Annotated in this window: 13 protein-coding genes; 5 read left to right on the forward strand and 8 right to left on the reverse strand. The window is 42.5% G+C overall.

Annotated features, from left to right (window positions below):
* Positions 1-17: 17 nt before the first annotated feature.
* Positions 18-1739, reverse strand: coding sequence for a bifunctional protein-serine/threonine kinase/phosphatase (locus tag BCU94_RS17135; RefSeq protein WP_102477071.1), 1722 nt, complete (start codon positions 1737-1739; stop codon positions 18-20).
* Between the two features lie 409 nt (positions 1740-2148).
* Here BCU94_RS17135 and BCU94_RS17140 point away from each other — a divergent pair, with 409 nt between their 5' ends.
* Positions 2149-2523, forward strand: a complete 375-nt coding sequence (locus BCU94_RS17140) for a hypothetical protein (protein WP_102520808.1) — start codon at positions 2149-2151, stop codon at positions 2521-2523.
* 217 nt (positions 2524-2740) lie between these two features.
* Positions 2741-2866, forward strand: a complete 126-nt coding sequence (locus tag BCU94_RS19900) for a hypothetical protein (RefSeq protein WP_277869675.1) — start codon at positions 2741-2743, stop codon at positions 2864-2866.
* Between the two features lie 94 nt (positions 2867-2960).
* Here BCU94_RS19900 and BCU94_RS17150 read toward each other — a convergent pair whose 3' ends face one another.
* Positions 2961-3857, reverse strand: a complete 897-nt coding sequence (locus tag BCU94_RS17150; RefSeq protein ID WP_198590906.1) for a LysR substrate-binding domain-containing protein — start codon at positions 3855-3857, stop codon at positions 2961-2963.
* Positions 3858-4120: 263 nt separating this feature from the next.
* On the opposite strand from BCU94_RS17150, the gene BCU94_RS17155 reads away from it, so the two are divergent.
* A complete protein-coding gene (locus tag BCU94_RS17155) occupies positions 4121-5089 on the forward strand; it encodes a TDT family transporter (protein ID WP_102477072.1) in 969 nt (322 codons plus the stop codon).
* Here the strand turns inward: BCU94_RS17155 and BCU94_RS17160 are convergent.
* From BCU94_RS17160 to BCU94_RS17175, 4 genes are all read right to left on the reverse strand, one after another.
* Positions 5086-7443, reverse strand: coding sequence for a penicillin acylase family protein (locus BCU94_RS17160; protein ID WP_241905023.1), 2358 nt, complete (start codon positions 7441-7443; stop codon positions 5086-5088). The genes BCU94_RS17155 and BCU94_RS17160 overlap by 4 nt on opposite strands.
* A gap of 127 nt (positions 7444-7570) precedes the next feature.
* Positions 7571-8311: a DUF2057 domain-containing protein gene (locus tag BCU94_RS17165; protein ID WP_157937405.1), complete on the reverse strand. Its 741-nt coding sequence runs from the start codon at positions 8309-8311 to the stop codon at positions 7571-7573.
* 144 nt (positions 8312-8455) lie between these two features.
* Positions 8456-9097, reverse strand: a complete 642-nt coding sequence (locus BCU94_RS17170) for a sulfotransferase family protein (RefSeq protein ID WP_102477074.1) — start codon at positions 9095-9097, stop codon at positions 8456-8458.
* Positions 9098-9192: 95 nt separating this feature from the next.
* Positions 9193-9471 carry a peptidylprolyl isomerase gene (locus BCU94_RS17175; RefSeq protein WP_102439027.1) on the reverse strand — a complete coding sequence of 93 codons (279 nt, stop codon included), beginning with the start codon at positions 9469-9471 and terminating at the stop codon, positions 9193-9195.
* Between the two features lie 148 nt (positions 9472-9619).
* Here BCU94_RS17175 and BCU94_RS17180 point away from each other — a divergent pair, with 148 nt between their 5' ends.
* Positions 9620-10291: a DsbA family protein gene (locus BCU94_RS17180; RefSeq protein ID WP_102477075.1), complete on the forward strand. Its 672-nt coding sequence runs from the start codon at positions 9620-9622 to the stop codon at positions 10289-10291.
* Between the two features lie 148 nt (positions 10292-10439).
* Here BCU94_RS17180 and BCU94_RS17185 read toward each other — a convergent pair whose 3' ends face one another.
* Together BCU94_RS17185 and BCU94_RS17190 are read right to left on the reverse strand one after the other, a co-directional pair.
* Complete coding sequence (locus tag BCU94_RS17185; RefSeq protein WP_102439023.1) at positions 10440-10670, reverse strand: cytochrome c3 family protein; 231 nt, start codon at positions 10668-10670, stop codon at positions 10440-10442.
* Positions 10671-11055: 385 nt separating this feature from the next.
* Positions 11056-11703 (reverse strand): SOS response-associated peptidase family protein, encoded by a 648-nt coding sequence (locus BCU94_RS17190; RefSeq protein WP_102477076.1) that lies wholly within the window; start codon positions 11701-11703, stop codon positions 11056-11058.
* A gap of 313 nt (positions 11704-12016) precedes the next feature.
* On the opposite strand from BCU94_RS17190, the gene BCU94_RS17195 reads away from it, so the two are divergent.
* The gene (locus tag BCU94_RS17195; protein ID WP_102439019.1) at positions 12017-14254 is read left to right on the forward strand and encodes an acyl-CoA dehydrogenase; all 2238 of its coding nucleotides are present in this window, start codon (positions 12017-12019) and stop codon (positions 14252-14254) included.
* Positions 14255-14344: the final 90 nt, after the last annotated feature.

Raw genomic sequence — 14344 nt, forward strand, 5'->3', positions numbered from 1 at the left:
TAAAGTTAATTAGCACATCAGCGAAATATTAATAGCAAGATGATGAGACTTAAGATTGCACAAATCCCTTGCCAGAACTTAACAGGCTCGCGCTCGATAAGTGGGGCACGGGTTTTATTTAAAAAAGCTTGAGTGGGATGACGCAAGTCGTATAAGTATTCTGATAATTCACTGTAGCGTTTATAAGGATTAGGATGGAGCGCTTTTTTTAACGCATCATCAATCCAGGCCGGGATGTCGCGCTCATCATCCAGTACTGATTGATATACCAAGCGGTTTTGCGCCGCTTTGGTCCTTGCTTGGGACATCTTACCGTCGAAGGGTAATTTGCCGCTGAGCATTTGATAGGTGATCACCGCCAGTGAAAAGTTATCAGCCATATGGGTGATAACTTCACCTACAAAGTATTCGGGGGCGGTATACTGCACTGTGCCGAGAATATCGGCATGTACGATTGGGGATGATATTTCAGCAAGACCAGCTACTTTGGTGGCGCCAAAATCTATGATTTTTACCATGCCATTAATGTCAATCATGATGTTTTCAGGGCGTAAATCTTGATGGATCATTTCTTGCCGATGAAAAGCCCGCAAGCCTTTAGCTATTTGCTCGACAATATCACGCACGGTTTCAATAGCGGGTTGTGGATTATCTAACATCCACTGGCTCAGGGTAATGCCTTCGATGTATTCCATGGCTACATAGAGATAATTACGCTGTTTAGTGGGCGGACAAGGCTTAAGGATATGGGCATTATTTAGCTTTCTGGCAATCCACTCTTCCATTAAAAATCGTTCAAGATAAGCAGGATCACCTTGTAAATCTATTGATGGTGTTTTAATGACAACTTTTTCTAGGTTGTCGATATCCATGGCCAAGTACACATGGCTGCGACTGCTATGGTGCAAAGCCCTGAGGATTTGATAGCCGTCAAAATTCATTCTGGCATCAAGAATAGGTGGAAAAGGTTGTTCGGTGAGTTTTTGTAAAGCTTCATCAGCGCTTTGCAGCGGCAAGTCATCAATGCGGATAATTTGAATGGTTAAATTGTCTTGGCTGCCATTGGCCAGTGCAACCTCTGCAATGACTTGGGCGGCAATATCTAAGGCTTGATGATGTAATTTTATTAATGAGTTAATTTCGTCTTCGGAAATAAATTCATAAATGCCATCGGTTGTTAAGATAAAAGTATCACCGACTTCTAGTGCCTTAGCATCATAATCGATTTCTAAGAAGGGGCTGATACCTAGGCCGCGGTTAAGGTAGCTTTTATGAGCGTTTATCCACAGGCGGTGATCTTCAGTAAGCTGAGTTATTTCATTATCCCGCAACCGATAAATGCGGCTATCACCAATATGAAATATATGGGCAGTGGTCGATTTGAAGACCATCGCGCTTAAAGTGCATACATAACCACGATCGTTATCAAATCGATGTTCACTTTTTTGGGATTGGGAATAGAGCCAAGAGTTTGTGGCGGTTAGCACCTGAGCGGCGGACTTTTTAACCGACCAAGATTCTGGCGTGCAACTATAGTCATCTAAAAAGCCCCTTACGCTAGCTTCACTGGCAATTTGGCTCACATCACTACTACTGATCCCATCAGCAATGGCAATAGCAATGCCCTTAGAGGTCAATAGTGGTTGCTTTGGGATCGTGGCGCCATGAAAATCTTGATTGATTTCCTTAATGCCTTTGTTGGAATATTGGCCTATTGAAACGGTGAGCTTTCGAGTCATATATTTTCTTATTAAGCTAAAAGTAATGGCTCATCAGCGCCAATCATAAATACTTGCTTTTAAGTGCAACTAACATTCCAAAACGTGGCCAGTGCGCAATGTTAACTCAGTCAAAAGGCTAACAAGTTATAGCGTTGCAGCATTACTATTGCCTAGCGGTAACTAAGTTAAACCAATGAAAGTCTGTGATGGCGCTCAGTTGGTCGTTTGCTTTGTTACGTAATGGTGCAGTGCGAATAATTAACGCACTTAAATAGATCGAAATAGCGGCTGTGACTGGCTTATTGGCTTTGGGGTTAAAACATTATCCATTAGCAATAGTTAATTTAACGGGCTGTGTTTTATATAACGGTTTATATCTTTAAAATCAGTATAATTATACTTAAGCTAATTAACTGTGGAACACGCTGTGCTTACAAAAATACTGGTAACCTTGTTAGTGATCGTCGCTTGTGTGCTGTACATACGCAGCGGTCGTGGCACAAAGAAAAAGCCGGCTTTAGTGTCAATGGGCAGTGATTCTTCACCGCTATTTTCAAAATTGATTATTTATCCGATGATCGCCGTTTCGATGCTAGTAACTGCAGCCTTTTGGGGCTGGTCATGGTATGACGATAATAAAATTGTGCAAGTGACCATTTCATCGCCTGTTGAAGCGATGTCGGCAACTTATTATGTGCGCAAAAAAGACATTGAAGCGCAGCGTATTACCACTGTGGATGGCATTCAAATTCGCTTATCTAACCAAGAGCGTATAACGGTAGCGGCACCTACTACGAAGTGATTTTCAGCTCGACTCGATGAACAAGTTATTTAGTTTTTCGTTTGCCATTGCAAACAAAACCTCATAAAGCATTTGAGTAGTGGGATTTGGTATTTGTCTTTATGTACTAGCAATCAGAAACAAATGGGCGGCATTACTGCCGCTGCAATACTTTATTGATATCAAAGCTGAACACTTGATTGCCATTGCAAACAAAACCTCATAAAGCGTTTGAGTAGTGGATTTTGGTATTTGTCTTTATGTACTAGCAATCAGAAACAAATGGGCGGCATTACTGCCGCTGCAATACCTTATTGATATCAAAGCTGAACACTTGATTGCCATTGCAAATAAAACCTCATAAAGCGTTTGAGTAGTGGATTTTGGTATTTGTCTTTATGTACTAGCAATCAGAAACAAATGGGCGGCATTACTGCCGCTGCAATACCTTATTGATATCAAAGCTGAACACTTGATTGCCATTGCAAACAAAACGTCATAAATCTTTTGAGTAGTGGGCTTTGGTATTTGTCTTTATGTACCAGCAGCCAAAAGCTGCGCGGCATTTCAATTGGTTGTTTGAGTAAACTAACTCGACCACTTTCTATAGCATATTGCGCGGCTAAGGTGGATAAGCAACCTAAGCCCAGCCCTGCTGAGACACTGCTAATTAACGCCTCTGTGGTATTAAGCTCAAAGGCCAGTTGCCAGTGTTTAAGTTGTGGTGCCAGCGTATTGATAAAGCATTCTCGCGATCCGGAACCTGGCTCTCTTAACACCCAATCATGATTGTCTAAATCGTTAATAGTTACCTTTTCAAGCTTAGCTAGAGGGTGCTCAGAAGCACTAATAACACACATGTTATCGGCACTGAAGGGCACAGAGAGGAGAGCTGGGTGGTAATTATCTCGTTCAATTAAGGCGACATCTAGTTCAAAATCAAGCAGTTTTTGGCAAATAGTGGCGGAGTTTGAAATGAATAAACTTTGGCTGAAGTGTTGCTGTTGCTGGCGAAACTGGCTCAGTAAATAAGGGCTAACATGGTTGCCTATGGTGTCACTACTACCAAGCCTGAGTTTACCGCTATTGGCGTGCTCATCATCAAAGAGGGTATTGATTTGCTGGGCGCGATCCAGTAATTCATCGGCCAAAGGCAGCAGTTTTTGACCTTCTTGATTAAGGATAAGTCGATTATTTACGCGATCAAATAGTGGCTGTCCTAAGTGTTTTTCAAGCTCTGCTAGCGCCATGCTTACCGCCGCTTTTGATAAGTATAGTTTTTCAGCTGCTGCAGTTAAGGTGTTGTGCTGAGTAATAGCGTTAAATACATTGAGCTGCCGCAAAGATATCAGTATCGCCATGGTGTTATCATCCCCGCTTTTCATGGTTATCATTAGCGCTGACTTAGGTTTAACGCCAGTTTGCTTTTATTGTCAGTTGTTTTGTTGATGGCCTAATTATACGTTCAATTAAACTTAACGCATGTTTTAAATAATTGGATATATCTGAACAATTAGCAAGAGTAATATCAACTCAAGCTAAAAAGTTGAAACTCTTTTATTGCAATCTCTTTGATTGCTAACAAAGGGGTTTATCCGAGAGTTAAGTTGAGGCCACCATGATAAACATCGCTAAAGCTAAATTAATGACCGCTCCAACCCCTATGGCAGGCTTAGCATTGGCGATTGCTAGCTTAGGTTGGTGCTGGGAGAATCTCGCCGATTTTCAGGGTTATGGTCAATGGGGCAGCGCTGCTATTGCGAGCCTATTATTACTGGTGTTAACGCTGAAGTTTTTATTGCTGTCTCATACCTTAAAGGCAGATTTAGCGCACCCTGTGGTTGGCAGTGTAGTACCGACCTTTGCCATGGCCACCATGGTAGTATCTAACTCAGTTGGGCATTTTTACCCTCAAGTCGGTGATGCTTTATGGTTATTTGCAGTAGGGCTTCATATCGTATTTTTGATTAGCTTTTTATATCACCGCGCTAAAGCATTTGAGCTACATCATATGGTGCCAAGTTGGTTTGTGCCGCCGGTGGGGATTATCGTGGCCGATGTGTCTTTTTCAGGTAACCCGCAATTGACATTAATCGCCCATATCGCCTTGGTATTTGGCATGCTTGCCTATGCCTTGATGCTGCCGGTGATGATTTATCGTTTGATATTTACCCATGAAGTGCCTGATGCGGCTAAACCGACCATGGCAATTTTAGCGGCGCCAGCAAGCTTATCACTAGCGGGTTATTTAACGGTAACGGCTACGCCATCACCCATTATCATTGCCTTACTATTTGGCATTGCAGTGCTGATGACCAGTATTATTTATTTAGCCTTCTTTAAGTTACTAACCCTCCCTTTTAGCCCTGGCTATGCCGCGTTTACTTTCCCTATGGTCATAGGCGCGACAGCATTATTTAAAATGATCAGCTGGATGCAAAGCATTAATATGGCTGAGCAATACATTCAGCAAGTGCGGATACTGGCTATTATAGAATTATCGATAGCCACCGTGGTAGTGGTGTATGTGGCCGCGTGCTATTTACACTTTTACCAACCCCGAAGGGCAAAATCCGCGCAAGTTTAGCGCGGCTTAATGGTTAATGTGTGCTCAATAGTTTGTGGCAATAATGGCGTAGCTTGATTATTAACATATTGCTGATAGCCACTACGATAATAAGGCGATAACGGGTGGCCAGATTGCCCACCAGGAATGCTCATGATGGCATCTTGCTCATTGCCCGGTTGTACAATAAATCGCTGTGAGGCGCCAAATGAGGCACCTTGCACCGCTGGCATAAAGCTGTCGCCATAACCTTGTGCAGCAGGCATATCTAACCAATGGCTCAGTAAGGGCATCTGTTTTGAAAATGGGTGCTTAATGTCGAGCTTATTTACCTCACCCCAGCGTAAATCAGCTAGCTGATTATCTTGACTGTGCTGTTTAAGTAAGGCGGTTTTAGCCTGTTTGTAGGCGCTGATGGCAAATTCATCCCAACTTTGGAATTGCTTAGGTAGCCAGCTTTTAGGCTGCTGATTGATCAGTTGCCACATAGGCGTTTCTAAATAGCGCTTAATCACAGCTAAGCTGCTGCCTTGGCTTGTTAGATTAGTTTCAATCGGCGCAAAGCTTTGATCTATCATGGCGGCGCGAAAATGTTTTACTAAGCTATAGCCCACCGAGTCTGCACAGGCACAATCGCCCCATTGATTGATGAACTTAACATCTTCAGCGAACCGTTTGGGTTGTTGGCTTAGCAGATTAAGTAGGTATTGCTGCCAAGGCTGTAAAAATCGTGCTTGATTATCTAGCTGCAAATTAAAAAAATCAGTTTCAGTAAATTGCTCTTGCTCATGTAATCTGTCCCGAATTTGCGTAGCGCGGGCCCCAAGAGCATAGCCGCCATCACCGAATTGGGCTAAATCTTGGGTGGAGAGCACCCGTGAATTAGCGGTCCAAATACGATGGCTGAGTGGGTTAATGACACTTGGGACATTGGGTTGGGGTTGCTGCCAAGCTTGGGTTTGCACTTCAGTTGCTGTTTGAGCGACATTGGCAGGATTACTACGACTTGGTAGCGCGCCAGCTATCTTCCAGCCCGCGTTACCTTGGCTGTCTGCTAACAACATATTTTGTGCTGGAATACCGATACTGCTGGCTAATGCCATGGCTTGATCGACTGTGGTTGTTTGCTCTAGTTCAATTAAGCCCATATTAACCGCATAGTCTTGATGGGCGACCCATGATAGTGCGTAGTTTTTATCATTAACGGTTTTTACCGGGCCATATTCACTGACTTGTACTGTATGCATCACTTCTGAGCTGGGCAGTTTAATCGGCTCATATTCAAGCGCTATTTCAGTGTTGGCGTCAATTTCAACCCAGTCAGCGGTGTCCACATAACTGTTGGTAAATCCCCAAGCGAGCTTGCCATTAGAGCCCACAACAATGGCTGGCGCGCCGGGTAATGAGACGCCAGTTATTTGCGCCGATGGATAGGTATTATTTGGGACATTATTGGTTTTAGCATCGCTAATGCTGGGGTAATTTAATTGCGCTCGATACCAGATAATAGGTACGGCAAACGATAAGTGCATATCATCAGATAACATTGCCCGGCCAGACTTGGTAAGCTCTCCGGTCACTGCCCAGTTATTGCTGCCGACCTCTAATGGGGCGGTGATTGTGCTGCTGTTTGCTTGAGCCAAAAGCTGGGGCTCAAGTGTTGGGATATCGCCGTCAAAGTAGGGGATTTGGCTATCATCAAGAGCTGCCTGATGGTGGCTTGTTTGGGTTAAAAATGCCAGCATATCGGGGCCAAAGGTCTGTTTTATTTGGGTTAAGGCCATATCTCGCTTAATGGTATTGCCTTGTAAATCAAGATACATACTAAATATGACCAATAAGCTGTCGGTTTCATGCCATGGTTGAGGACTTGATTGGGTGAGTAGGTATTCAAATGAGGACAGAGTTTGCGCCTTCAGTGCGGCATTTACCCCTTTAGTGTAAACCCTAAGGGTTTGCTTTTCTTTTGTGGTTAAGCCATCAAATATCATTTGTGCCCGTTTGCGTAGCTGATGAAAGCGGCGGTTTTTATCGCGCTCAAGTGCCTTTTCACCAAATATTTCAGCCAGTTCACCTGCGGCATTGCGTCGTAATAAGTCCATTTGAAAAAAGCGGTCTTGGCTGTGGGCATAGCCAAGGGCATAAGAGGCATCAAGGCGGTTGCTGGCGCTGATAATCGCCGTGCCGAGTTCATCACGTTCAATGGTGACAGGCGCTGTTATATCTTGGCTATTAAAGCTTGTATTTAAGCTGGGCATACTTAGGCGCAATACACTATAAATGGCTAATAACACCAGCATGAACAGTACGACTAGGCTGGTGAGCGTGTATTTGGTGACGTTAGATTGCAGCACCTTGGTAAAGCTAATAGACATGGTTATGACCCTAAAGAATATTCGAGTCTATGATAACCAAGGTTACTAGTTTGTTAACAGCATTTTGTTGCTTATAGCAAAATAACTTAACGTTATAAAATAGCGTTTATAAATTAGGGTTAGTTAATCATTGCTGATTAATTTTGGCTTTAAATTTAGCGCGAGTTTCTTGATTGGCTTTACTGTACCAATAATCGAGCATTTCAGTGATTTCTGCCTGATCTTGAGCAATTGTCTTAGGTGTCATCGCTGTCGGAGCTAATGCTGGCGCAGCCGCGACAGTGGCAGGTGCTGCTGTGGTCGTTGACGCAGGAGTTATCGTTGCTGTCGAGGTTATTGTTGGTGCAGCAGTTAACGCTGGCTTAGTCGCGAGATTGGCGTTATCGACACTTAGCGGCGTAAAGCTCATGGCGGCAGGTTTATTGCTAAGGTTGTACTGGCTGAGCTCAAGCTCAAAATCGCGGCCTAATTGCAGCCCATCTTTTAGGAGTAAATCTTGTATAAACTCCACAGGTAGACCTTGGCTATTGGTAAGGGTTAATTGGGGCGATTTATTAAAGCTATTGGCGGCATTTCGATTGCGTATGCTTGGCAGTTTAAGGCGATAGGTATCATTACTGGCGCTAAACTTTACGATCACCGCTTCAGATTTAAATTGCGTTTGCATGCCGCTATCACGGTAATTAACCTGATAGCGAAATAGCAGCTGATTGTCACCTTCAACCAAAGTCACTTCATCAGTATCCAATTGTTGGCCATTCAATAGCAATACATCAACACTACTAGGAATATCTAATACACTAGCGGCAAAGCTTGCAGGGCTGGTGATGACGACGAGGAGTCCGATGATAAGTGGATGTAATTTCATGGTGTTCTCATTATGGCTAGAAGTGGGTATGGTCACTATTGGCATTGAATGATGCTGAGCGAGCAGTGACTATTTGTTCAAAACAATGCTTAATCGTTCCATTAAGTTATAGCAAAGCTCGCCTGAGTTACAACTTAGGCATAACTAACTTTTAGGAATTCGATAATCAAAAAACTTGCGATGTTCAGGGCCTGCTAAGTTGGTGTTCACTTTATTAGGGTGCTTATATTCGCCCCAGCTTGCCACATGGGTGCCAACATTAAGCTGTGGAAACTCAGCAGTGGGGCTGTCATGTATACCAATGAAGTTGAGTAAAGTTTGCAGGCTATTGTTATCGCTAAGTTTTATCGATAGAAAGTCATCTCGATGCTTAAAGTAATGGTAAACAGCTTGTTGATGCGCAAGGTAGCAAGCTTTTAAACGCGCTTCATCTAGCAGATTATCAGCGTCTAACGGGCCAAAAGTTTGTTTGAAACAGCGCTTAAGGATCGGATGGAAGGTGCCGGTTTTATCGGCAAGGTTTGGCCTCATTTTTGTGAGCAGCATTTGTATTGACGCAACCCAAGTGTCGATAGGTCGGTCGATGTAGACAAATTTGGCATCGGGAAATAACTGATCTAACTGTGGGTAATCACAAAAACAGGGCACATCTGAAACCACATCGGCCACTTCAAAAGCGCGTTTGGTTAAACCGATATGGGCGACTTTTAATCCCTGTTCAAGTAAGGCAGCACTCACGCTGGTGGTGCCAGTTCTGGGCAAACCAATGATAAACACTTTGGACATGATTGCTCTCGATTAATACTCAAGAAACAATGATGTTAGGCTTGGGTATGGTGAGTTAAATGTGCGCCGAAAACGCAATAAACTAAGGTGGCTCCTTAGGTGCGGTACAAAATTTTTATCACATGCCAACCGAACTTGGTTTTAACTAAATGGGGGGTAATAAGCTCACCAGTAAAACAGACTCTATCGAATTGTGGTACCATTTGACCTTTTTTAAATTCACCTAAGTTACCGCCACTTTTTCCTGAAGGGCACGATGAATGTTTTCTTGCTAGCACATCAAATTTAGCGCCATTATCAAGTTGCTTGATTAAGTCTTCTGCTTGGGTTTTGTGTTTAACTAATATGTGCAGTGCTGCAGCGGTTCTGGCCATGGGGACTCTCCAATCAATAATGGCCAGATTATACCTTGTTTAATGGCAAAATTTGAATCGAATTTAATCGCCCGAGTTTGACTCTGATTTTTAGTTGAATTGATGGTATAACAGCTAGCTTAGTCCCTTTAAAACAGATGAGTGATACATGCCTCAACGACTCAGCAGCCCGTTAGTGGATCAGCCATTAGCCCGTAAGCAAGTGCAATTGTTTTACGTTTACGACCCTATGTGCAGTTGGTGCTGGGGATATCGCCCCACTTGGCTGGCATTAGCTGAGCAAATCAAGCTGCAGTTGCCTCAGGTGCAACTGACATACCTGTTAGGCGGCTTAGCCCCAGACTCCGATGTGCCAATGCCACTAGAAATGCAGCAATTTTTAGCTAACACCTGGCAAAAAATAGCGACGCAGCTAGGAACCCAATTTAATTTTGATTTTTGGCGTCAATGCAAGCCAAGGCGTTCGACTTATCCCGCCTGTCGGGCTTGCCTTGTGGCAAGGCACTATGGTTTAGAGCAGCAAATGCTGTTTGCCATTCAACAAGGCTATTATTTGCAGGCGCAAAACCCCTCAGATGACAGCACACTCATTGCATTCGCAAGCCAACTGGGTATTGATGAAGCAGACTTTAGGGCGAAATTAACCTCCAGTGCCACGCAGCAGCAATTACTGTCTGAGCTTAATGTTGCTCAGTCTTTACCTAATGAGGGTTTTCCGTCACTGGTATTGGCGATTGATCAGCAAAGCTATTGTGTTCCATTGGATTATAAAGATGTTAATGTCAGTCTAAAAGCGATTAACAAGCTGTTAGCTGAGTAACTATCAGTTATTTTTGGTTAATGACAGGCACAAAAAAACCAGTTGCAAGGCAACTGGTTTTTAAGTGCTCTTACTGAGCGTTTAACACTTGATTTTGTGAGTTTGGCCAAATCTGGATTATGGTCAAGCTACATCAAGGTTAAGGAGCTTATTTTACTGTGTGGCAATCAGCACATTCAGTAATAGTAAGATCTGGTGTATGTAGATCAGTATCTAACTCGTGAGCGTCAGTTAGGCTGTGACAATCATTACAAGTTTCGATGTTTGCTTCCATTTCAGCATGCTCTTCAACATTGATAGCATTGTGACAATCAACACAATCAACAGCAAAAGCAGAACCTGCAAACATAAGTGCAGCAATCATAGATAAATATTTCATAGTAACTCCATCATCAGTTAAGGGGCTTAATCGCCCATGCTAAGAACCTAAGTTGGCCTTAACAAACTGCGCATACTCAATGAACCAATATCTTAATGAAAATAAATCCGTTACTTTAAAACTAAGAACACTGAAAATTGGATAGCACATTTTTTAAATTAGTCTTTGTAATACAGCCTAAACTGCCTTACTCGAAGACTATCTTATCGATTTATGTTAATTGAAACTTAAAATTGCCCTTAAAGCTACAGTTTTGCATTTTCTAGCTTAGTTAATTCTCAAGGTTGTGATCTGCTTAATAAAATTCTAGAAAATTAAAATGTGTTAACCCTATCCGAGTTCAGAATTAACAGGGGGAATTTTTTGGAGAAAGCGGCTTAATCATTTAGGCGCGACAGATCTTAATCCATTTATCTGGTAGTGGATTAAGTAATGGCTGGAGCTGCGAAACATCGTGATAAAGCCAGTTGTTAATCTCGGTAGACGGAATAAACAATGGCATGCGGTGGTGATACTGAGCGCATTTATCATTAGGGTTAATGGTAAGTGTAACCATTTGATTTTCTTCAGGGTACAGTATGCCAGCCATAAACAATGGCTTATTAACTGCGTGACTGAAACGATACTTTTGTTTTTTAGTCTGGCGTTCATCGCGCCACTCAAACCAAGCACTACAAGGGATGATACAGCGCTGCTGTTTAAAGGCATTGGCAAAGGTTGCTTTGTGGGCCGCGGTTTCTCCTTGGGCATTAATAATGATTTTTTTAGACCAATTAGGTTTTATCCCCCAAAGGCTATTTATGACAGTTAAAGGCGGAATATTTGCCGAGTGACTTATTGTTGCAATTGCAGTGCTACTAGGGTCTGCGGCATTTATTGATGGGGTTGTTTCAGGGCAAGTACGAGTGATGCAGGTAACAGTATCTGTTGGGCGTAAATCAAGGTTTGTTTGTATCGACAGTGGCATATCAAACAAGTCATCAAGTGTTTGCTTCATGCCATCAAATAGCATTTCAATTCTGCCACACATCATTTCGGCCCCTTTTTATTTCCATTCACTTAAAGTAGCATTTTTTCCCATGAGTTTGACTAATGATTTGTGTCGAGTAGCTTTGAAAATTTGCTTAAATAGCATTCTCGACTTTAAAAATTCAAACGAGCGTATAAATTTTTTAAAAATTTTTTGCTTCAGCGCACACGTGTAAGTTTATGAAATGCTGGTATTATTTTTTAAATGTTACTTTGTTGTTGTAATTGTTGGGTTTATTTTTAATTAGAATGTTTGATCTAATTTAATTTTTGTGACGTAATGCACACTATTAGTCTGGTCTGATGAGTGTAAAACTATGAGCTTAAGAACAACATTTAAAAAAGTATTGCCAAGTATTTCGACGACAGAACAAGAAGCGTTAGATGCCGGAGATGTTTGGTTAGAAGGGTCTATTTATCAGGGCATTCCTGATTTTGCCGCCTTACGTGACATTCCTGGGGCAACGCTGTCAGCTGATGAGCAAGCTTTCCTCGATGGCCCGGTGCAAACATTAATCGAAATGGTTGATGATTTTGAGATTCAAAATGGTAAACACTTACCAGACAATATTCTTACTTACTTAAAAGAGAACAAATTCTTCTCTTTAATTATTCCTAAGTCTTACGGTGGACTTGAGTTTAGCCCTTATGCTAACTCAACTATCGTAGCGACCATTGCTGCTAAAAGTTCTGCGGTTGCTGTTACGGTCATGGTGCCTAACTCTTTAGGTCCTGGCGAGTTATTAATGCACTACGGTTTAGATAGCCAACGTGACTTTTGGTTGCCTCGTTTAGCTAACGGCCAAGAAATTCCATGTTTTGCGTTAACAAGCCCTGAAGCGGGTTCTGATGCTGGTGGTATTCCTGATATTGGTACCGTCACCATGGGTGAGTATCAAGGCGAGCAAGTACTGGGTTTATCAGTAACTTGGGATAAGCGTTATATCACCTTAGCGCCAATCGCTACGGTACTCGGTTTAGCGTTTAAAGTTGAAGATCCACAAGGTTTATTAGGTGGCAAAGAACAGCTTGGTATTACTTGTGCGCTTATTCCTAAGGCGCACCCTGGTGTGCAATTAGGTAACCGTCATGATCCTATGGGCTGTCGTTTTTATAACGGTACTACCCGTGGTGAGAATGTGTTTATTCCAATGGACTTTATTATTGGTGGTCAAAGCAACATAGGTCGCGGCTGGCAAATGCTGGTTAGCTGTTTAGGCGCAGGTCGGGGTATTTCTCTGCCGGCTTTAGGTGTTTCAGTTAGCCAATGTTCATTTAAGTCTTCTGCTGAATATGCCGCTGTGCGTGAACAGTTTGGTTTATCAATTGGTAAGTTTGAAGGTATTCAAGAAAAGCTTGCAGATATTGCCGGTAAAACTTACTTGCAAGAGGCGATGCGAGTGCTAACCACTGAAGGATTAGGTTTAGGCTTAAAACCTTCTGTAGTAACAGCTATTGCTAAGTATCACATGACAGAGCTTGGACGTGATGTTCTTGATTCTGCTATGGATATTCAAGCTGGTAAAGCGATTCAACGTGGACCACAAAATACCTTAGCATCAGGTTATGTGGCGCAACCTATTGCAATTACCGTTGAAGGTGCCAACATTCTAACCCGTAACTTGATGATTTTTGGTCAAGGGGTGATGCGTTGTCATCCTCACTTACAAAGTATGGTTGAATCAATTCATAGTGATGCAAGTGATGCTGATAAAACCTTTAACCGTATTTTCAGACAAACCGTAGGTTACAGTGTTGGTAATAGTTTACGAGCATTCAAATTAGGCGTATTGCCATTTACTGCTCCTGCTTCATCTGCATTGCCTGAAGTTATTGGTTACGAAAAATCAGTACACAAGCTTGCATCTAAACTGGCTGTTTATGCTGACTTCTCGTTGCTTGTATTAGGCGGCAAGCTTAAACAGGCTGAAATGATCTCAGCACGTTTAGGTGATGTAATGAGTTACCTTTATGCGGCGATGGCATCGATTCGTTTTTACGAGCAAAAAGTGTCAGCAGATGAGCGCACGCAAGCTAAGCCATACTTTGATTACGCAACTCGTTGGGCGCTATGTAAAGCTGAAGAAGCACTACTAGGCTTCCTAGAGAACTTCCCATCTAAGCCGACTCGTCAGTTCATGCGTTTAATCACCATGACTTACTCAGCTAAAATGCCAAAAGTGAATGATGATTTAGTCAGAGAGCTTGCCCATCAAGCCCAGCTTGATACCACATTTAAAAAGCAGTTAACTCATTTAATTAAGCCTGTTGCTGGTGATGGTAACTACATTAATGAGCAAGCTTACTTAGCTAAAATGGCATGTTTACCTATGCTAGCTAAAGTGAAAAAGGCCCTTAAACAGCGTGTATTTAAAGCTGGGGTTCGTTTCTCGTTAACACTGGATGCCGCGCTTGAAGCTAAGGTTATTACAGCCGATGAGCATAAGCAGCTGCAAGATTACAACTTAAAGCGTGAACGTGCGATCCGAGTTGATGAGTTTGATTTTGATATGAACATAATTACCGATAAAGCGGATTTAAAAATCGCTAACTAATATCGCTAAAATCAGCCTTGTTTAGGATGTTAAAAGCCGCTTTTAAGCGGCTTTTTTGCGTTTAGGGCTTATGTTGGCAAGATTAATGTT

Source organism: Shewanella sp. 10N.286.52.C2, assembly GCF_002874545.1.
Classification (GTDB): domain Bacteria; phylum Pseudomonadota; class Gammaproteobacteria; order Enterobacterales; family Shewanellaceae; genus Shewanella.

What these genes read in the sequence shown, in the direction of transcription:
- BCU94_RS17135 (WP_102477071.1), bottom strand. Translation starts at nt 1,739, where the DNA reads ATGACTCGAAAGCTCACCGTTTCAATAGGCCAATATTCCAACAAAGGC.
- BCU94_RS17155 (WP_102477072.1), top strand. Translation starts at nt 4,121, where the DNA reads ATGATAAACATCGCTAAAGCTAAATTAATGACCGCTCCAACCCCTATG.
- BCU94_RS17160 (WP_241905023.1), bottom strand. Translation starts at nt 7,443, where the DNA reads ATGTCTATTAGCTTTACCAAGGTGCTGCAATCTAACGTCACCAAATAC.
- BCU94_RS17165 (WP_157937405.1), bottom strand. Translation starts at nt 8,311, where the DNA reads ATGAAATTACATCCACTTATCATCGGACTCCTCGTCGTCATCACCAGC.
- BCU94_RS17170 (WP_102477074.1), bottom strand. Translation starts at nt 9,097, where the DNA reads ATGTCCAAAGTGTTTATCATTGGTTTGCCCAGAACTGGCACCACCAGC.
- BCU94_RS17175 (WP_102439027.1), bottom strand. Translation starts at nt 9,471, where the DNA reads ATGGCCAGAACCGCTGCAGCACTGCACATATTAGTTAAACACAAAACC.
- BCU94_RS17180 (WP_102477075.1), top strand. Translation starts at nt 9,620, where the DNA reads ATGCCTCAACGACTCAGCAGCCCGTTAGTGGATCAGCCATTAGCCCGT.
- BCU94_RS17185 (WP_102439023.1), bottom strand. Translation starts at nt 10,670, where the DNA reads ATGAAATATTTATCTATGATTGCTGCACTTATGTTTGCAGGTTCTGCT.
- BCU94_RS17190 (WP_102477076.1), bottom strand. Translation starts at nt 11,703, where the DNA reads ATGATGTGTGGCAGAATTGAAATGCTATTTGATGGCATGAAGCAAACA.
- BCU94_RS17195 (WP_102439019.1), top strand. Translation starts at nt 12,017, where the DNA reads ATGAGCTTAAGAACAACATTTAAAAAAGTATTGCCAAGTATTTCGACG.